The organism is Stappia sp. (assembly GCF_048268045.1).
Taxonomy (GTDB): domain Bacteria; phylum Pseudomonadota; class Alphaproteobacteria; order Rhizobiales; family Stappiaceae; genus Stappia.
Genome location: NZ_JBLWWG010000004.1, coordinates 223,151 through 240,923 on the forward strand (window position 1 = coordinate 223,151; position 17,773 = coordinate 240,923).

Genomic DNA, 17,773 nt, shown 5'->3' on the forward strand with positions numbered 1-17,773 from the left:
CGGGCTATTGCGCGGCCGCAGCCTCCGCTGCGTCGGTCTGGCCGACGGTGACGACGATCGGCTTGGCATCGGAAAGCAACCGCTGGCGGACCCTTGCGATGTCCTCGAGCGTCACCGCCTCGATGAGGCTGTTGCGCGTTTCGATATAGTCCTTGCCGAGTCCCTCGATCTGCAGGCCGAGAAGCTGGTTGGCGATCTTGTCCGAGGTGTCGAAGCGCAGCGGGTAGGAGCCGGTCAGATAGGCCTTCGCCTTGGCCAGCTCTTCCGCGCTCGGTCCCTTGGCCGCCATGCGCGCGAACTCCTGACCGATGATCTCCAGCGTCTCGCCGGCCCGCTCGGAGCGGGTGCCGGTGGCTGCGATCAGCATCCCCGCATGGGCGTAGTCGATCAGATAGGAGCCGACCGAATAGGCCAGGCCGCGCTTCTCGCGCACTTCCTCATAGAGCCAGGACGAGAAACTGCCGCCGCCGAGAATGTGGTTCATGACGAAGGCCGGGATGAAGTCCGGATCCTCGCGCTTCAGTCCCGGCAGGATGACGCGGATCGAGGTTTGCGGCACGTCGAGCGCAACCGCCTTCTCGATGTCCGTCTTCGGCGTCACGTCCGCGACAGGCGTGAGGTCGCCGGTCTCGGGAAGGCCGGCAAACACCGTGTCGAGCAGCGTCGCCAGATGTTTGGCGTCTATGGCCCCGACCACGGCGATCTTCAGGCCCGTGCGGGCAAACAGCCGGGCGCGCAGGTCCTTCAGGTCCTGCGGCGCGAGCGGGGTGACGGTCTCCTCCGTGCCGTCGCTGCGCCGGCCGTAGGGATGGCCGGGGAAGGCGAGCTCGGCGGAGGTCCAGGAGGCAATGGCATCCGGGTCGGTCGCCTGGCGGCGCAGGCCGGAAACGATCTGGCGCTTCATCCGCCCGACCGCCTCCTCGTCGAAGCGCGGCTCGTTGACGGCCATGCGCAGCAGGTCGAAGGCCTCGTCCGTGTTGGGCGACAGGGTGCGCAGCGAACCGTAGAAGGAATCGCGGCCGGCATCGAAGCCGATGCGCACCGACAGGTCCTGCAGCCTGGTCTGGAAGGCCTGGGAATCGAGATCGCCGGCACCTTCGTCGAGCGTTGCCGACAGCAGGTTGGCAAGCCCTTCCTTGCCGTCGGGATCCTGCGTCGAGCCGCCATCGAAGGCGAAGTTGACGGCAACGATGGGAACCGTGTGGTCCTCGACCAGCCAGGCGGTGAGTCCGCCCGGCGTCTCAACGGTCTGGATGTCCATCGCCTCTGCCGAAAACGGCGTGGCGACGACGCTCAGCAAGGCGAGAGCGGCGACGGCGGTGCCGCGCCATGAGGCCTGGAGCGTCCGGCGGCCGGCTGCGATACGTCCCATGAGGGGTCTCTCCGGATTGGATGCGGGGGCGTGGCGAGGGGCGCTCATTGCGCCACCGTCGTCGGCGCGGGGACGCCCGATGCGTCGCCGGCGGCGGACGCCGCCGAGGCGCCGGCCGACGGGTCGCGGCGCAGATAGGCGGTGACGGGCTCATGGGCGAGATGGTCGGCGGCGGCCTTCTGCACGTCGGCGGCGGTGATCGAGCCGATCAGCGCCGGCCAGTCGCGCACCGCCTCGACACTCGAGCCGGTGGTGAGCGCCACGCCGAAGATGCGGGCAATGCTCGTCTGGCTGTCCTGGGCATAGAGCGCGCTGGACAGCAGCGAGGTCTTGGCCCGCTCCAGTTCCTCCTCGGTGATGCCGTCGCGCACCAGCGTGGCGATGGCCTCGTCCGCGGCCGCGGCCACATCCTCCATCTTCGCCCCGTCGGCGGGCACGGCGTAGATGGCGAACTGGGTCTCGTCGAGCGCGCTCGACTGGTACCAGCCGCCGGCGGAGGAGGCGATGCCCTTGTCGATCACCAGCGTCTTGTAGAGCCGGCTGGTGCTGCCGCCGCCAAGAACTTCCGAGAGGACATCGAGGGACGCGGCGGTGCGGGCACCGTTCTCCGCGTCGGCGCGGATCGCCGAGGTGTAGCTTGGCACCAGCCACGCCTGGCGCAGGCTCGGCTGGTTGACGCGCGGGTCGGCAAGGCTGACCTGCAGTGCGCCGCGAAGCTGCTGCGGCTCGGGCCGGATGCGCGCGCCGGGCTCCGCGCGGCGGGCAACCTTGCCATAGGTCTCCTCGGCAAGCTTGCGCACCTCGTCGGCGGTGACGTCGCCTGCAACCACCAGCACGGCGTTGTTCGGCGTGTAGAAGCGGTTGTAGAAAGTGATCGCATCGTCGCGCGACAGCGCCGTGATCTCGTCCGGCCAGCCGATCACCGGCGTGCCATAGGGGTGGTTGACGTAGAGCATGGCGTCGAGCGTCTCGCCCAGCAGCGAGGACGGGTCGCTGTCGACGCGCATGCGCCGCTCTTCCTTCACCACCTCGCGCTCGGGCGTCACCACCTCGTCGGTCAGAACGAGGTTCTCCATGCGGTCTGCCTCGAGCGCCATCATCTCGGCGAGATGCTCCTTGGCGACCCGCTGGAAATAGGCCGTGTAGTCGTCGGAGGTGAAGGCGTTTTCCTCGCCGCCGATTGCGGCCACGCGCTTGGAGAAGGCTCCGTCCGGATGCGCCTTGGTGCCCTTGAACATCAGGTGCTCGAGGAAATGGGCGATGCCGGACATGCCGGCGGGCTCATCCGCCGCACCGACCTTGTACCAGATCATATGGGTGGCCACCGGGGCGCGGTGATCCGGGATGACGAGAACCTCGAGCCCGTTGTCGAGGGTGAAATGCGACAGCTCGCCGCCGATGCGGATGTTGGCGAAGGCGGCCGCGTCGGCGGCCTGCGCGGTCTCGGCGCGCACGGCCGGTGCGGCGAGGAGCCCGCCGCCAAGTGCCAGCGGCAGCGCGGCCACGGCCAGCGCGCGCGCAAGGCGAAAGCGACGGCGTCTCGGCGGGGCGGCCGGCGCGCGGCTGTCCTGCGACATGTCGGAAGGGGAGAAGGGGACTGTATTCGGCACGAACGCTCTCCGGTTTGCGGCGCGGGGGCGCCGGACGGGAGCACGGCTCCGGCAAAGCTCGCCGGCGCGGTGCGGTGATGAGAGATATAGGCCGGAAGGGCTGCTTTGCCCCGTGAACTTTTCGTAAGGTTGGACCGGGCGGCGGGCGGCCGATCCGGCCGGAATGCGGGCATGCGCAAGCGGTCGGCGACAGGCGAGGCCCCGCCGTCCACGTTCGGCTTCGCGGGCGCGCGCCTACTTGAGCGTGCGCGCCGACTTGCCGTCCATGAGCTGTTCCGTGGTGGAGAGGCGCGGCTTGTCCTGCTCCATCTTCTCCGGCGCGCGCATCGGCGCGGCGTCGGAGGGCTTGGAGTATTCGGTCGGCGGCTCGATCAGGTACCGGCGCACGGGCTGTCCGTTGGCGTCCAGAACGGCGGTGTCCTGCTTGGTGATGCCAACGCGCTGGTTCAGCTCGCTGGGCTTCAGGCGCCCGCTCTCTAGGCGGTTTTCCTGCTTGATCTCGGCCGCGATGTTGCGGTCGGAGCCGCCGTTGGCGAGTTGCTTGATACCGCGCGACTGTACCGCGTTGCTTCGGCCGGCATCCTCGAGACGGTCGGGGTTTTTGTCCCGGTAGACGTCCTGGATCTTCTTGAGTTCGGCGTCATTGGCCTCGGGCCAGTTGGCGACGACTTCCTTTTCCTCCGGCGGCGGCAGATTGTCGACCGTGGTCGGCATCGCCAGCGGCGCGCGGGGCGTGTATTCGATCTTCTTGTTGGTCTTGGCGTCGACCGCGCCCAGACCTTCCATCAGCGAGCGCACCATCGAAACGTCGGGCGCCTCGTCATTGGTCGTGCCGTCGCTGAAACCGTCGGAACCCGACTGGCAACCGGCGAGCGTGAGCGTTGCCACGGCGATTGCCGCAAGCGCTCCGCGCCGCGAGGCGGGCCGGAGGGAACGGGTCAGGGAAAGTGAACGACGCGGCACTGCGACTATCCTTGGTCCGAAGGTTGGGTCCGAAGTCCCGAAAACGAGGCTTCCTGTCTTGTCGGCCCCCGTTCTTGCCAGCTCCCTGCTTGCCGGCCCCGTGCTGGCGGGCCCGGTCTCGCCGGAGCGCCCTTCGGCCGGGGGTGGCAAAGCATGCAAAAGCCAGCCGGCGGGCTGCCAACAGGCATCCGCGCGCTACTCAGAGGGCCGATTTGCGGCATCATTAGGGCTGCCGCGGAAACTGTCATACATGAGCAGCGCCGCACCGGCAACGATCCAGACATCCGCCAGGTTGAAGACGTACCAGGAGAACGTCCCGACGTGGAAATGGAAGAAGTCGGCCACCGCGCCATAGGCTATCCGGTCGATGCCGTTGCCGAGCGCGCCGGAAATGACGAGCGCGAGCCCCAGCGCCTGCAGCCGCCGCTCGCTGCGCGCGCCCCAGACCCAGAAAACCACGGTGACGAGCGCGGTGACGCCGACAAGCAGCCAGCGCCCGAGATCGCCGTCCTGCTGGAAGAGCCCGTAGGAAATGCCGTAGTTCCAGACCATCACCAGATCGAGGAACGGGGTGAGGACGACCCGTCCGCGTCCGGCGATGTCGAAACCGTCGAGCATCCACAGCTTGAAGGCCTGGTCGATCGCCATGCCGACAAGGGAGACGGCCAGCACGAGGCCGCTGTTGCGGCCCCACAGCAGGGGAGAGGGGGGGGCGGAAGACGTCATGACAACCTCGTTGGCGCGATCCCGGGCGCGGTCAGTCGGGCGGACCGGTGCGGTTGATCCGGGCGGCGAGCTCTTCCTGGCTGCGGCGGCTCTCGCGATGGGCGATGTAGATGCCGCTGCCGACGATAAGCGCGATGCCGATCCAGGTCGGCCCGTCGGGGAAATCGCCGAAGACGAGATAGCCGAACAGCGTCGCGCTGATGATCTCGAGATAGTTGAAGGGCGCCAGCACGGAGGCGGGCGCGGCCGCGAACGCCTTGACGATCAGCCCGTGGGCGAAGAACGAAAGCGCCCCGACGGTGGCCAGCAGTCCCCAGTCGGGCAGCCGTGGCGTGACCGCCATCGCCGGCGCGTAACCCGCGATGTTGGCCGCGATGAAGGCGACGCCGAGCACCACCGTGCCGGCAAGGCCCGCGGTGAACTGCACGCAGAGCATGCCGCCGGAGCCGGACAACTGGCGGGTGATCATCAGGTAGAGGGCGAACAGCAGCGCCGTGGCGAGCGGCAGCAGGGCCGTTGCCCCGAAGGTGGCGAAGCCCGGCCGGATGATGATGATCGCGCCGACGAGGCCGACGGCCACCGCCGCCCAGCGTCGCGGTCCGACCGGCTCGCGCAGCACGACGGCCGAGAGTGCGGTCAGGATCATCGGCTCGATGAAGAAGATGGCGATGGCATCGGCCACCGGCATGATGGCGATGGCGGTGAAGAAGCACACCGAGGCGCCCGACAGGAACACGCCGCGCAGCAGGTGCGGCCAGATGTTCGGCGCCTTCAGTACGGCAACGCCCGGCCCGATTGCCGCCGTCGCCAGCGCGAAGAGCATCTGGAAGGCGAAGCGGCCAAGGGTGATCTGCAGCGGCGGCAGCGTGGCGGTGAGGTATTTTGCCGTCACATCCATCAGCGGAACGAGCAGCATGGCCGCCGACATCAGCACGATGCCGCGCATCACCGTGGCCGCGGGGATCTCTGGCCCCTGGACGCTCATTGTCCCGGCCCGCCGTTGAGGGAGAGGTCGAGTGCGGAGAGCGGCGTCAGGCTGGCGAGCAGGGCGCGCGCCTCGGCGCTGTCGCGGTCCATCTGGGCGACGAGCGCCTCGGCGCTGTCGAACCGCAGTTCGGGGCGCAGGTGGCCGGCGACCACGACCCGCATGCGCTGGTCGTAGAGGTCGCCGGAAAAGTCGAGAAGATGCACCTCGAAGAGCGGCGCGCCATTGTCGAAGGTCGGACGGCGGCCGAAGCTTGCAACGCCATCGTGCCAGACACCTCCGATTTCGGCGCGCACGGCGTAGATCCCGTGCGCCAGCCCGGTCTCGGGAGGCAGGGCCAGATTCGCCGTCGGATAGCCAAGGTCGCGCCCGCGCTTGTCGCCATGGGTAACGTCGGCCTCGAAGAACCAGCGATAGCCCAGAAGCGCGTTGGCGAGCGCCACGTCGCCCTCGGCAAGGGCCGCGCGGATGCGGCTCGAGGAGACGGCCTCGCCGCCCTCGTCGGTCTCCGCGCGCACGATGGTGACGCCGAAGCCCTCGGCCTGGCCGGAGGCGACGAGGAAATCCGGCGTGCCGCGCCGAGCGCGGCCGAAATGGAAGTCGTAGCCGGTCACCGCGTGGACGATGCCCATCTTGTCCTTGAGGATGCGGGCGACGAAATCCTCCGCCTCAATGGAGGCGAAGGCGCGGGTGAAGGGGGCGGTGACGATGCCGTCGAGCCCGCACGCCCGCGCGATCCGGGCCTTGGCGTCGGCCGGCGTCAGGCGAAAGACGGGCCGATCCGGCGCGAAGACGGACCTGGGATGCGGCTCGAAGGTGAGCGCGTAGGCAGGCAGGCCCTTGCCGTGGGCGACCGCAAGGGCGGCGTCGAGCACCGCGCGGTGGCCGCGGTGAACCCCGTCGAAATTGCCGATCGCGACGACGCCGCCACGCAACGCCTCGGGAAAGGCGTCGAAGTCGGTGACGAGGGAGAAGCTGGTCGGGGCAGGCTCTGACATGGACGGCGGACCGGTACTGGCACCGGCTGGCGCCGGCAGGGCAGGAAACCGGCCGGATTCGCCGGATGGCGACTTCGCGCGATGCCGGCGCACCCGTCCCGCGGCCGGATGGCGGCGGGTGCCGGCGGACCCTGCCCATTCGGTCGGAAAACGTCAAGCGCGACGGGCCGCACCGATGAAACTCAGTCGTGCTCCTCCGAGGCCTCGGCGCGGGTCGGAACCTTGACGGTCGCCTCGCCCTCCAGGACGATGGTTTCGCCGACCCGGCAGAGGCAGTCGAGACGGGCGCGGTGGCCCCGCTCCGTGAGCTCCGCGACCGTCACCGTGACGACCACGTCATCGCCGATTCTCACCGGGGCACGAAAGTTCAGGGTTTGCGAAAGGTAAATGGCGCCCGGTCCGGGCAGCCGTGTGCCGAGCAGCGCGGAGATCAGACTGGCGGTGTAGAGCCCGTGTGCGATACGGGTCCGGAAGGGGGTGTTGGCGGCGAAATGCTCCGAGAGATGGATGGGGTTCCGATCCCCCGAGACCTCGGCAAAACCGACAACGTCTGAAGAGCTTACGTGCTTCGTCAGAGTCTCGCTGTCACCCACCGACAGGTCTTCGAAATAGAGTGTGCGCAAGGCCAGCACAGGACATTCCCTCCGTAGTTTGAGCGAGCCTCGGAGGCTATTGGCTTCCTGTGTGCAGTGCAACAATCCATTCACTGCATCTGAACCTGCGCATTAACGGAGTTTTCAGGGGCGCGGGCTACAGTAAGGCAGCGTGGGGAGGCAGAGACACAAAGAAAACGTGTCGTCCTCCTGGAAACAGGAAGCATCAAGCGCCCGTTCATAACGGGTCGGGCAGATTGACAGTATGGAGTAGACAATGGCCCTCGATGTTCAGATGCCGGTCCTCGTGGTGGACGATTACAAGACGATGATCCGCATCATTCGTAACCTGCTGAAGCAACTCGGGTTCGAGGACATCGACGATGCCGCCGACGGTACCGAGGCGCTCGAGAAGATGAAGCAGCGCCGCTACGGGCTTGTGATTTCCGACTGGAACATGGAGCCGATGACCGGCTACGAACTGCTCAAGCAGGTCCGCGCCGATGCCGGTCTCTGCAAGACGCCGTTCATCATGGTAACGGCGGAATCCAAGACGGAGAACGTGATCGCGGCCAAGAAGGCTGGCGTGAACAACTACATCGTGAAGCCGTTCAACGCACAGACGCTGAAGGGCAAGATCGAGGCGGTCTTCTCCGACTGACGATCGGCAATCGTTGATTTCTTTCCGTGTGATGCCGGCCTGCGGGCCGGCAGCATGGCGGCCGTTCCCGCGGCACGCCAACGGGTGCCTGCGGCCTGTTTTGGGCCGGGACAATAATGATAACGGGGCAGTCATGGGTGCAATGACGAAAGAGGACGTCGCCGGTCTTATCCAGTTTCTGGAGGAGAACCGGGACCGCGACGTCACACTGAACGACGTGATTCACCTGGCCGACATGATGACCGGGTCGATGCGCGAGTTTCTTGCCGGCGTGCAGCCGACGATCACCGCCGAGCTGACGGCGATCGCCGGTGAGATCGGACGCCTCAAGGACGAGATCGTCAAGCTGCGCCCGCATGACATGAAGGCGAACCAGATCCCGGACGCCGGCCGCGAGCTCGACGCGATCGTCGAGTCGACGGAACAGGCGACCCATACGATCATGGGCGCCGCCGAGACGATCATGAGCGCCGACGCCCTGTCGGAGCAGGACTACCGGGATCTCGTCAACGACAAGATGATCGCCATCTTCGAGGCCTGCGCGTTCCAGGATATTACCGGACAGCGGATCTCAAAGGTCGTCAGCACCCTGAATTCCATCGACCGTCGCGTCTCCGCCTTCGTCGAACGCCTGCGCATCGCCGAGAACGACGATGCGCCGAGCGAGGAGACGGCGGAGGAGCGGCGCAAGCGCGATCTGATCCTGCACGGCCCCCAGCACGATGGCGAGGGCGTGTCGCAGGACGACATCGACAGCATGATGTCGGGCGACTCGCAGGACGAGATCGACAAGCTTTTCGACTGAGGGCGCAGCGGCGACAGCCGCCACGCCATGGTTCGGCATCTGCAACAAGAGATGCCGTTTCGTCCTGGCCCGCGACCCCGCGAGTGGCCGGCGACCTGAAGGAGGCCGGAGCCGAAAGGTTCCGGCCTCTTTTTCGTTCGTGTCGTGGTTGCGCGCGGCCTACCAGGCGAGGCGCGGAACGGCGGCGCGGGCGGTGAGCCCTTCTTCTTTCAGCCGTGCACGCACCAGCGCCTCGTCGGGCTGGCCGGCGGGACCGAAGTCGGCGCCATGGATGCCGTCGGTGATGAACAGCGCGTCGAGCCGGTTGGCGACCGCACCGCGAATGTCGGTCGGCAGCCCGTCGCCGATGGCCAGGATCGCCGAGCGTTCCAGCTTGCGCCCGGCCGCCGCCTCGGCCCGGGCAATGGCGGCCTCATAGATCGGTGCATGCGGCTTGCCGACGATGGTGACCCGGCCGCCCATGTCCTCATAAAGCCTGGCGAGTGCGCCGGCGCACCAGATCAGCGTGTCGCCGCGCTCCACGACGATATCCGGATTGGCGCAGATGAAGGGAATGTCGCGCGCGATCAGCCGCTCGAACAGCGGCCGGTAGGTCTCTGGCGTCTCCTGCTCGTCGTCGACAAGGCCGGTGCACACCACCGCCTCTGCGCCGTCCTCGCCGGACAGCGGGGCCTTCAGGCCCTCGAACAGCGTCAGGTCGCGTTCCGGGCCGATGTGCAAAACCGGCGCGCCGTCGAGCGCCTCGATGGCGCCGCGCGTCACGTCACCGGACGTGACGATGTCGTCGAAGGCGGAGGTCGGTACGCCCAGTTCGGCAAGCTGCAGGCGCACCGGCGCGTTCGGGCGCGGGGCGTTGGTGATCAGCACCACCGGGCCACCGGTCTCGCGGCGAAACGCCGTCAGCGCCTCGCATGCCGGCCCGAAGGCGGCGACACCATTGTGCAGCACCCCCCAGACGTCGCACAGGACGGCGCCATAGGACGGGGCGAGGGCCGAAAGGCCCGGAACCAGAAGCGGGGTGGAAGACGGCATCGAAGGCTCTCTCGGGCTGGAAATCCGGTCATGGCGGGCTGCCGGCATGCCGCCGGCCAGTCGGCCGCGACCATAGACGCCCTTTCCTGAAAGCAAAAGACCCGCCCGCCGGCCGGCTCGTCAGTGCAGGGGCGGGGAGCCGCCAGGCAGGATAAAGTCGGCGACGAGCTTGACGTTGAGCGCGATGATGATGAGCGCGATCAGCCAGGCGCTCCCTATCAGCCAGCGCGGGGCGACCAGAAAGCCCATCTTGCGCCGGTCGGAGGTGAACTGCACCAGAGGCACCACGGCGAAGGAGAGCTGCAGGCTCAGCACCACCTGGGTCAGGATGAGCAGCCGTCCCGTCTCGGCCTCGCCATACAGCAGGATGACGCCGGAGGCGGGCAGAATGGCGATGGCCCGCGTCACCAGCCGTCGCAGCCAGGCCTTCACCTTGATGTTGATGAACCCTTCCATCACCGCCTGTCCGGCGAGCGTGGCCGTTACCGTCGAGTTGAGCCCGCTGGCCAGCAGCGCCACGCCGAAGAGGATGGGCGCGGCGGCGGAACCGAGCAGGGGCTCGAGCAGCGTCTGCGCCTGGCTGATATCGGTCACGTCGGTGCGCCCGCTGGCGTGAAAGACGGCGGCCGCGAGGATCAGGATCGAGGCGTTGATGGCGAGCGCCAGCATCAGGGCGATGGTGGCGTCCAGCGTGGCGAAGCGCAGCGCCTCGCGACGCTCCGGCTCCCCGGCCCCCCAGGCGCGCGTCTGCACCACCGCCGAATGCAGGTAGAGATTGTGCGGCATCACCGTGGCGCCGAGAATGCCGAGCGCCAGATAGAGCATGTCCGGGTTGGAGAGGATGTCGGTCGTTGGCGCGAAACCGCGGATGACAGCGCCCCAGTCCGGATCCGCCAGCCCGATCTCGACCGCGAAGCAGATACTGATCACCGCCAGCAGCGCGATCACCACCGCCTCCAGATAGCGGAAGCCGAGGCGCTGCAGATAGAGGATCAGGAACACGTCGAGCGCGGTGACAATGACGCCGATTTCCAGCGGCAGGCCGAAGATGAGGTTGAGGCCGATGGCGGTGCCGACGACCTCGGCGATGTCGGTCGCGATGATGGCGATCTCGGCAAGCAGCCACAGCGGCCACACCACCCAGCCGGGATAGGCGTCGCGGCAGGCCTGCGCGAGATCGCGGCCGGTGGCGATGGCCAGTCGCGCGCACAGCGACTGCAGCACGATCGCCATGATGTTGGAGATCAGCGCGACGACGAGAAGCTGGTAGCCGAAGGCCGAGCCGCCGGCGATGGAGGTCGCCCAGTTGCCCGGGTCCATGTAGCCGACGGCGACCAGATAGCCGGGGCCGACAAAGGCGGCGAAGCGGCGCATGCGGCTCTTGGCGGTGGTCACCGCGATGCTGCGGTGAACATCGGAAAGCGCCGCGCCCTTGCCGGAACGTCGCCAGCCGCTCTCATCGGCCGTGGTGGGCGGGGAGGCGGGCTGGCGGGAAGTAGCGGAACGGGGAGCGGCCGGGGTGTTCGGCTCTCCCGATGGTCCATTGCTCACGGGGATCTGGCCTTCGCGGGCTTGCTTGCCGGTGCGGCTGGCTTTTGCGAATGATATGCAATAGCGTTATTGCACTGCGGCGCATCTGTCAAATGCCGTTGTGCGCTTCCTGCGCGCGGCGGTGGCGTCGGGCGGGCAAACGGGGGATGTTGTCGCAGGACGAGGGCGACGATTCGGAGTGGCGAGCGGAATGGCAATCCGGCAGTTGAGCGATCACGCGATCAACCAGATCGCTGCCGGCGAGGTGATCGAGCGTCCGGCGAGCGTGATCAAGGAACTCGTCGAGAACGCCATCGATGCCGGCGCGCGGCGCGTGTCGGTGGTGACGGCGGCAGGCGGCAAGACGCTGATGCGCGTCGAGGATGACGGCGCCGGCATGGCCGCCGCCGACCTTGCGCTCGCGGTCGAGCGGCACTGCACCTCAAAGCTCTCCGAGGAGGGTCTCTTCGACATCCGCAGCCTCGGCTTTCGCGGCGAGGCGCTGCCGTCCATCGGCGCCGTGTCGCGGTTGACGCTGACCTCCCGCCATGCGCAGGAGCCCCATGCCTGGGCCATCGACGTGGAAGGCGGGGCCAAGTCGCAGCTCCGCCCGGCCAGCCGTCCCCTGGGCACGCGGGTGGAAGTGCGCGACCTCTTCTACGCGACGCCGGCGCGGCTCAAGTTCCTGAAGTCCGACCGGGCGGAAGCCGGCGCGATCACCGATGTGGTCAAGCGGCTGGCGCTTGCCCATCCCAGCGTCCGCTTCGAGCTTTCCGGCTCGGACCGGCAGGCGCTGGGCTATGCGGCGGCGAGCGGCGAGAGGGCGCTTGCGGCGCGCATCGCCCAGGTTCTCGGCGAGGAATTCGTCGAGAATTCCTGCGAGATCGACGCCGAGCGCGAAGGTGTGCGGCTCTATGGTCTCGCCGGGCTGCCGACGTATCATCGGGCCAACTCGCTCTCCCAGTTCTTCTTCGTCAATGGCAGGCCGGTGCGCGACAAGCTGCTGATGTCGGCGCTGCGCGGGGCCTATGCCGACGTGCTCGCCCGCGACCGGCACGCGGTCGTGGCGCTGTTTATCGAACTCGATCCGCGCCAGGTCGACGTCAACGTGCATCCGGCCAAGGCCGACGTGCGCTTCCGTGATGGCCAGCTTGTTCGCGGCCTTGTCGTCGGCGCGCTGAAGCGGGCGTTTCACGAGGCGGGCCATCTCTCCTCCTCGCACAATGCCGCCTCGGCGCTGGCCGCCTTCGCCACGGGCGGCGCGCAGACGCGCGCACCGGGGGCGACCGGTGGCGGCCATCCTGCTTCCTCCATGCCCTCGGCGCGCGGCTTTGCGGCGGGTGACTGGCGCAGCTCGCCCTACCGCCCGCTTGCCGGGCAAACCGGCGAGGGGGACGCGGTGGCGGGCATTTCGCCAGGGCTTGCGGAGGAGGGCGAAAGCGCCTTCGCCGCCGTCGATCTGCCCTCGGCGGATGCGCGCGCCCATGCGCAGGACGCGAGCGCCGAGCGCATGGCTCGGCCACTCGGCGCGGCGCGGGCCCAGATCCACGAGACCTATGTCATCGCCCAGACCGAGACCGGCCTTGTCATCGTCGACCAGCACGCCGCGCACGAGCGGCTCGTCTACGAGCGGCTGAAGCAGGCCCTGGCCACCCGCGCGGTGGCGACCCAGGGCCTGCTCATCCCGGAGATCGTCGAGCTGCCGGAGGAAGATGTTGCCCGCCTGGCCGAACGGGCGGAGGAGCTGTCGTCCGTCGGACTCGTGCTAGAGCCCTTCGGACCGGGCGCTATCGCGATCAGGGAAACGCCGGCGATGCTCGGCCAGATCGACATTCGGGGTCTGGTGCGCGATCTCGCCGACGACCTCGCCGAATGGGACGAGGCGACGCGGGTGCGCGAGCGGCTGGACCATGTCGCCGCCACCATGGCCTGTCACGGCTCGGTGCGCGCCGGGCGCAGGCTCCGTCCCGAGGAAATGGACGCGCTGCTGCGCGAGATGGAGGCGACGCCCAACTCCGGCCAGTGCAACCACGGCCGGCCAACCTGGATCGAACTGAAACTCTCCGACATCGAGCGGCTGTTCGGGCGCAAGTAGCGCAGCCATTTCCGGGCAAGGTCCGGCGTCACCCGCCTGTCGCGCAAATCATGTTCAACTGCGGGATCGAACGCGGGACGGTCGGGGCACGCCGCAATGAGGGTTCTCGTCTGGGCGGCCGCGGTCGTCCTCATCCTGCTCGGACTGCTGACCGTTTGGACGCCGATCCCGACCGGCGTGCCGCTGCTTGCCGGCGGCTTCGTGCTCATTCTCGGCACCAGCCGGCATGCCTTGCGCTGGCTGCGCGGCCACCGGCGCCGGAAGATGCGCCTCGACGCGCTCTTCACATGGGTTGAGGACCGCGCGCCGCCCGCCTTTTCCGCCATCCTTCGCCGCAGTCGACCCAGGCGAAAGCCTCCGCAGCTCCCCGATGCTTCGCAGTCAGCCTGCCTGACCCGGCGAGATGAGCTCGGGAGTTGCAATCCAAGATTGCGTGGCTGATAGTATTTCACATCTCTTTTCGACAGGAGGCGGGCCATGCCACGCTCCGGATTTATTGGTTTTCGGGGTGCTCTTCTTGCATTTGCCGCATTGGCTTTTCTTGTTCTTTCGCCGGACGCGCAATCCCGGGAGGAGACTTGCAGACTTGAAAAGTCGCTTGCCGACAAATACCCGGACGAACTGCTTGCGATGCAACTTCTTGAACAGTGTCAAAGGCGCGCCGCTGTGGTGATGCCCGCTGCACGTGGCGCAAGCGTGCGGTCCGCCGCGCCTGCGCCGTGTTCCACAAGCGAGCCGGCGCGGCTGCGGATCGGCACCATACAGGCCGGAAATCCAAACGGTTTTACGTTGCGGGATCTGGAGCGTTCCCTGAGGAGCATCAAGAGCGAACAGGGAATTGCCGACGGCGACTGGATCGCTCTGATGGCAGCGGGAATTCAGGACAAGAACTCCGTGCGCCTGCTGATCGATGAGGCCAACATCGCGCCGAAAGCGGATCTGCTTTCAGGTTTGAACAATGCGGGTATCGCGCCTGACAACCTGGGCATCGTGCCGGGCGACGCCGCCGATTTTTTGAAGTTTGATCGCCAGTTCAACCGGCCCATGCCGGCCTCGCCGGCAGGGGCGGCGCAGTGAGCGCCGACGCTCTCTTCGACAGCTGGGTTCTGGAGGGCACTTTCGTTGCCTACAAGGCCATCTTGCTGAGTGTCGCGGTGGCAGCCGCCAGTTCCGTGGCGATTGCTCTTGTCTTTTCCGGCTTCCGGGCTCTGCGGCGAGGGCGGGAGACGTCCTTCCCCGGAGCCTGGCTGACCGGCTTTTGCGCCTGCCTGCCGTTTGTCGCCCTCACCGGGCTCATCGGTGCGTTTACCGGCCAACTTGGCGGCTCCAGCCGCGACAGCGTCGTCGGCGATCTCGTGCCGGCGGTGTTCACATTGTTCGGCGGCTACATGATCTACTACATGGGTCAAAAGCAGGATCAGGGCGGCAGGATCACACTGTCTTCCCTGTCTTTTCTCCTGTGCTTTTTCTCGATGTACAACGTTGCGTCCGTCGTGCGGCAGAGCAATGAGAACTGGCAATTCTGCCGCGAGCTGTTTTCAAACCCCGACTTCAACACGGTCGAACTGCGAGTGGACCGGCACGAGTCCTGGGGATTGTTCTGCCAGAGCGTGTTCGATCAATGGACAAAGCCGGTCATTCCGCCGCCTGCGGAAGTGGACGCAAACCAGGCCGGGCCTGAGAACCTCAGGACGAGGACCTCAGGAAAATGACCTGGCTGTCGCCGACCGTGCGCCGGTCGAGTTCCTCGAACCCGTCAGGGAGCTCGATCTCGGCCTTGGCGTCTTCCTCAAGAAGCGCCAGCGCGCCGGGCTTCAGCCAGCCGCCGGCGCGCGCCGAGGCAAGCGCCGCCTCGCCGAGGCCCTTGCGATAGGGCGGGTCGGCGAAAACCATATCGAAAGGCTCGATGGTGCCGACCGGGCCAAGGCTCGTGGCATCGCGGCGAAAGAGCTTGGTTGCTCCGGTTAGCCCAAGCGCCTCCACATTGGCGCGGATGGCCGCGCGCGCCCCGGCGGCCTCCTCGATGAAGAGGCAGTGCCGGGCACCCCGGCTCAGGGCCTCAAGGCCCAGAGCGCCGCTGCCGGCGAAGAGGTCGAGCACGCGCGCGTCCTCAAGCAGGTCGCGGTAGCCGTGAGCAAGCACGTTGAACAGGGTCTCGCGCAGCCGGTCGCTGGTCGGGCGTGTCGAGGCTCCACGCGGAGCCTCGATCGCCTTGCCGCGAAACCGGCCGGCAACGATCCTCAACGCTTGCCTCCGCGATCCGGACCGCCACGGCCGGGGCCGCCTTTTCCGGGACCGTTGCGGGACGGGCCGTTGCGCGAGGGACCACTGCGGGAGGGGCCATTGCGCCCCGGACCGCCGCGACCGGGACCGCCCGCGCCAGGGCCACCCCTGCCGGGACCGCCGCTGCCAGGACCGCCCTTGTTCGGACCGCCGCGCGGAGCAAACCCGCGTCCGCCCTCACGAGGGCCATCACGTCCGCGCTCCCTGTTGGGGCCGCCGCGATCACCGCCATCGCGGTCGCGCCCGAAGCCGCCGCCGCGCGGAGCATCGCCGCGCGGAGCAAACCCGCGTCCGCCGTCACGGGGTCCGTCGCGTCCACGCTCCCTGTTGGGGCCGCCGCGATCCCCGCCATCGCGGTCGCGTCCAAAGCCGCCGCGTTTCGCATCGCTGCGCGGAGCAAACCCGCGTCCGCCCTCACGAGGTCCGTCGCGTCCGCGCTCCCTGTTGGGGCCGCTGCGATCACCGCCATCGCGGTCGCGTCCAAAGCCGCCGCGTTGCGCATCGCTGCGCGGCGCAAACCCGCGTCCGCCCTCGCGAGGTCCGTCGCGTCCGCGCTCCCTGTTGGGGCCGCCACGATCACCGCCGTCGCGTCCGCGATCCTTGCCGGGACCGGTGCGGTCGTCGCCCTTGCCGCGGGTATCGCGCTCGGGAGCGGGCCCGTTCTCCTCGATGAGCGAGCCGTCCTCGTCCCAAACCCGACGCCTGGCGCCCTGTTCGGGGCGTTGGTCGCCACCGCCGCGCGGCATCAGGTCCGGGGTGAAGCGGAAGCGAGAGCGCGGCGAGATATAGGTGGCCTTGGCCGGCGCATCCCGGCTGCCGGTCTTGCGGTCGCCAGCCTCGGGCTTGCGTCGGCCGTCGCGGTCGCCGTCGCGCTTTTTGCGTCCGCGCCCGTCGAATTCGGCTTCGCCCTCGCGCTTGCTGAGATAGCGGCCTTCCTGCTGCGGGGCCGGTCGGCCGGCACGGGCGGTCGCCTTGGCCGGCGCGCGGGCCGGCTTTTCGTCGCTGTCGGCGCCGGGGCCGAGCAGCGGCGCCTCGAAGTCGGCGCTGGCCTCCTTGGCGAGACGCTCGCCGAGCTGGTCGCGCAGCACCCGGCCGCGGATTTCGCGCACTTCGCCCTCGGGCAGCTCGGCGAGCTGGAACGGGCCGAAGGAAACGCGGATCAGCCGGTTGACCGAAAGACCCAGGTGTTCGAGCACCTTCTTGATCTCGCGGTTCTTGCCTTCGCGCAGCGCAATGGTGAGCCAGACGTTGTCGCCCTGCTCCTTGTCGAGGCTTGCCTCGATCGCGCCATAGAGAATGCCGTCGACGGAGACGCCGTCGGCGAGCTTGTCGAGCTCCGTCTGGGCAATGCGGCCATAGGCGCGGACCCGGTAGCGACGCAGCCAGCCGGTCTCCGGCAGTTCCAGAATGCGCGCCAGACCGCCGTCATTGGTCAGGAGCAGCAGGCCCTCGGTGTTGATGTCCAGCCGCCCGATGGTCAGCACGCGCGGCAGATCCCGCGGCAGCCGCTCGAACACGGTCGGCCGGCCCTCGGGGTCGTGGTTGGTGGTCACCAGCCCGCGCGGCTTGTGATAGAGCCACAGGCGCGTGCGCTCGCGCTCCGGCAGCGGCTCGTCGTCCACGGTGATCCGGTCCGATGGCGTCACGGTGACGGCCGGGGTCTTCAGCACGATGCCGTTGACGGCGACGCGGCCCTCGACCACCCAGCTCTCGGCGGTGCGGCGCGAGCACAGGCCGGCGCGCGCGATCACCTTGGCGACACGCTCCTCGACGGCGGCCTCTGTCGCACCCGCCTCCTCGGCGGCGGCGCGTCGGGCCTTGTCGGGGCGGCCCTTCGCGGCATGCCCCTTGTCGAACCGGGCGCCACGCGGGGCCTTGCTGTGATCGGCCTTGCCGCCGGGCTTGCGAGGCCCGCCGGGGCCGCGCGGAGATGTGGGGCGGCCGCCAGGCCGCTTGGGGCGATTGTCCTTGTTCATGGCGCGCGTCATACCAGAGCGGCGAGGTGCGGGGAAGCGCGCTTTTGCGCCAGCCGCAGACGGCGCGGCGCGGGGGTTGCGGCTGGCGGGTTTCGCGCGTACCACGCTTGCGCCCGAAGGGGCTCTCCGCCGCAGGCGCAAGGG

At 68.3% G+C, this 17,773-nt stretch carries 17 protein-coding genes; 6 read left to right on the forward strand and 11 right to left on the reverse strand.

What is annotated here, in order from left to right:
• Positions 1-4 precede the first annotated feature (4 nt).
• From ACN0WF_RS08405 to ACN0WF_RS08435, 7 genes are all read right to left on the reverse strand, one after another.
• On the reverse strand, positions 5-1,372 hold the full coding sequence (locus ACN0WF_RS08405; protein WP_417772356.1) for a M16 family metallopeptidase: 1,368 nt from the start codon (positions 1,370-1,372) through the stop codon (positions 5-7).
• A gap of 44 nt (positions 1,373-1,416) precedes the next feature.
• A complete protein-coding gene (locus tag ACN0WF_RS08410) occupies positions 1,417-2,949 on the reverse strand; it encodes a M16 family metallopeptidase (protein ID WP_417772559.1) in 1,533 nt (510 codons plus the stop codon).
• 267 nt (positions 2,950-3,216) lie between these two features.
• The gene (locus ACN0WF_RS08415; protein ID WP_417772357.1) at positions 3,217-3,945 is read right to left on the reverse strand and encodes a hypothetical protein; all 729 of its coding nucleotides are present in this window, start codon (positions 3,943-3,945) and stop codon (positions 3,217-3,219) included.
• 195 nt (positions 3,946-4,140) lie between these two features.
• Positions 4,141-4,671, reverse strand: a complete 531-nt coding sequence (gene lspA, locus ACN0WF_RS08420; RefSeq protein WP_417772358.1) for a signal peptidase II — start codon at positions 4,669-4,671, stop codon at positions 4,141-4,143.
• Between the two features lie 31 nt (positions 4,672-4,702).
• Positions 4,703-5,656: a DMT family transporter gene (locus ACN0WF_RS08425; protein WP_417772359.1), complete on the reverse strand. Its 954-nt coding sequence runs from the start codon at positions 5,654-5,656 to the stop codon at positions 4,703-4,705.
• The gene (locus ACN0WF_RS08430) at positions 5,653-6,654 is read right to left on the reverse strand and encodes a bifunctional riboflavin kinase/FAD synthetase (protein ID WP_417772360.1); all 1,002 of its coding nucleotides are present in this window, start codon (positions 6,652-6,654) and stop codon (positions 5,653-5,655) included. The genes ACN0WF_RS08425 and ACN0WF_RS08430 overlap by 4 nt, the downstream gene beginning before the upstream one ends.
• 182 nt (positions 6,655-6,836) lie before the next feature.
• Positions 6,837-7,286, reverse strand: a complete 450-nt coding sequence (locus tag ACN0WF_RS08435) for a MaoC family dehydratase (RefSeq protein WP_417772361.1) — start codon at positions 7,284-7,286, stop codon at positions 6,837-6,839.
• Positions 7,287-7,524: 238 nt separating this feature from the next.
• On the opposite strand from ACN0WF_RS08435, the gene ACN0WF_RS08440 reads away from it, so the two are divergent.
• Both ACN0WF_RS08440 and ACN0WF_RS08445 read left to right on the forward strand, forming a co-directional pair.
• Positions 7,525-7,908 (forward strand): response regulator, encoded by a 384-nt coding sequence (locus ACN0WF_RS08440; protein WP_067220588.1) that lies wholly within the window; start codon positions 7,525-7,527, stop codon positions 7,906-7,908.
• A gap of 142 nt (positions 7,909-8,050) precedes the next feature.
• A complete protein-coding gene (locus ACN0WF_RS08445) occupies positions 8,051-8,713 on the forward strand; it encodes a protein phosphatase CheZ (RefSeq protein ID WP_417772362.1) in 663 nt (220 codons plus the stop codon).
• A 159-nt stretch (positions 8,714-8,872) separates the two neighbouring features.
• Here the strand turns inward: ACN0WF_RS08445 and ACN0WF_RS08450 are convergent, their stop codons facing one another.
• Positions 8,873-9,745: a TIGR01459 family HAD-type hydrolase gene (locus ACN0WF_RS08450; protein ID WP_417772363.1), complete on the reverse strand. Its 873-nt coding sequence runs from the start codon at positions 9,743-9,745 to the stop codon at positions 8,873-8,875.
• Positions 9,746-9,865: 120 nt separating this feature from the next.
• A complete protein-coding gene (locus ACN0WF_RS08455) occupies positions 9,866-11,296 on the reverse strand; it encodes an Nramp family divalent metal transporter (protein WP_417772364.1) in 1,431 nt (476 codons plus the stop codon).
• Positions 11,297-11,486: 190 nt separating this feature from the next.
• Here ACN0WF_RS08455 and mutL point away from each other — a divergent pair, with 190 nt between their 5' ends.
• From mutL to ACN0WF_RS08475, 4 genes are all read left to right on the forward strand, one after another.
• Complete coding sequence (gene mutL, locus ACN0WF_RS08460; protein ID WP_417772365.1) at positions 11,487-13,370, forward strand: DNA mismatch repair endonuclease MutL; 1,884 nt, start codon at positions 11,487-11,489, stop codon at positions 13,368-13,370.
• 96 nt (positions 13,371-13,466) lie between these two features.
• A complete protein-coding gene (locus ACN0WF_RS08465; protein ID WP_417772366.1) occupies positions 13,467-13,811 on the forward strand; it encodes a hypothetical protein in 345 nt (114 codons plus the stop codon).
• A 36-nt stretch (positions 13,812-13,847) separates the two neighbouring features.
• A complete protein-coding gene (locus tag ACN0WF_RS08470; protein ID WP_417772367.1) occupies positions 13,848-14,447 on the forward strand; it encodes a hypothetical protein in 600 nt (199 codons plus the stop codon).
• Positions 14,444-15,082 carry a hypothetical protein gene (locus ACN0WF_RS08475; RefSeq protein ID WP_417772368.1) on the forward strand — a complete coding sequence of 213 codons (639 nt, stop codon included), beginning with the start codon at positions 14,444-14,446 and terminating at the stop codon, positions 15,080-15,082. The genes ACN0WF_RS08470 and ACN0WF_RS08475 overlap by 4 nt, the downstream gene beginning before the upstream one ends.
• Here ACN0WF_RS08475 and rsmD read toward each other — a convergent pair.
• Complete coding sequence (gene rsmD / locus ACN0WF_RS08480) at positions 15,057-15,614, reverse strand: 16S rRNA (guanine(966)-N(2))-methyltransferase RsmD (RefSeq protein WP_417772369.1); 558 nt, start codon at positions 15,612-15,614, stop codon at positions 15,057-15,059. The genes ACN0WF_RS08475 and rsmD overlap by 26 nt on opposite strands.
• Complete coding sequence (locus ACN0WF_RS08485) at positions 15,611-17,629, reverse strand: pseudouridine synthase (RefSeq protein WP_417772370.1); 2,019 nt, start codon at positions 17,627-17,629, stop codon at positions 15,611-15,613. The genes rsmD and ACN0WF_RS08485 overlap by 4 nt, the downstream gene beginning before the upstream one ends.
• Positions 17,630-17,773 lie beyond the last annotated feature (144 nt).

Bases quoted from the DNA above. Each gene is read 5' to 3' on its own strand.
- ACN0WF_RS08405 (WP_417772356.1), bottom strand. From the start codon at position 1,372: ATGGGACGTATCGCAGCCGGCCGCCGGACGCTCCAGGCCTCATGGCGC.
- mutL (WP_417772365.1), top strand. From the start codon at position 11,487: ATGGCAATCCGGCAGTTGAGCGATCACGCGATCAACCAGATCGCTGCC.
- ACN0WF_RS08440 (WP_067220588.1), top strand. From the start codon at position 7,525: ATGGCCCTCGATGTTCAGATGCCGGTCCTCGTGGTGGACGATTACAAG.
- ACN0WF_RS08430 (WP_417772360.1), bottom strand. From the start codon at position 6,654: ATGTCAGAGCCTGCCCCGACCAGCTTCTCCCTCGTCACCGACTTCGAC.
- ACN0WF_RS08465 (WP_417772366.1), top strand. From the start codon at position 13,467: ATGAGGGTTCTCGTCTGGGCGGCCGCGGTCGTCCTCATCCTGCTCGGA.
- ACN0WF_RS08445 (WP_417772362.1), top strand. From the start codon at position 8,051: ATGACGAAAGAGGACGTCGCCGGTCTTATCCAGTTTCTGGAGGAGAAC.
- ACN0WF_RS08410 (WP_417772559.1), bottom strand. From the start codon at position 2,949: ATGTCGCAGGACAGCCGCGCGCCGGCCGCCCCGCCGAGACGCCGTCGC.
- ACN0WF_RS08470 (WP_417772367.1), top strand. From the start codon at position 13,848: ATGCCACGCTCCGGATTTATTGGTTTTCGGGGTGCTCTTCTTGCATTT.
- ACN0WF_RS08450 (WP_417772363.1), bottom strand. From the start codon at position 9,745: ATGCCGTCTTCCACCCCGCTTCTGGTTCCGGGCCTTTCGGCCCTCGCC.
- lspA (WP_417772358.1), bottom strand. From the start codon at position 4,671: ATGACGTCTTCCGCCCCCCCCTCTCCCCTGCTGTGGGGCCGCAACAGC.
- ACN0WF_RS08485 (WP_417772370.1), bottom strand. From the start codon at position 17,629: ATGAACAAGGACAATCGCCCCAAGCGGCCTGGCGGCCGCCCCACATCT.
- ACN0WF_RS08425 (WP_417772359.1), bottom strand. From the start codon at position 5,656: ATGAGCGTCCAGGGGCCAGAGATCCCCGCGGCCACGGTGATGCGCGGC.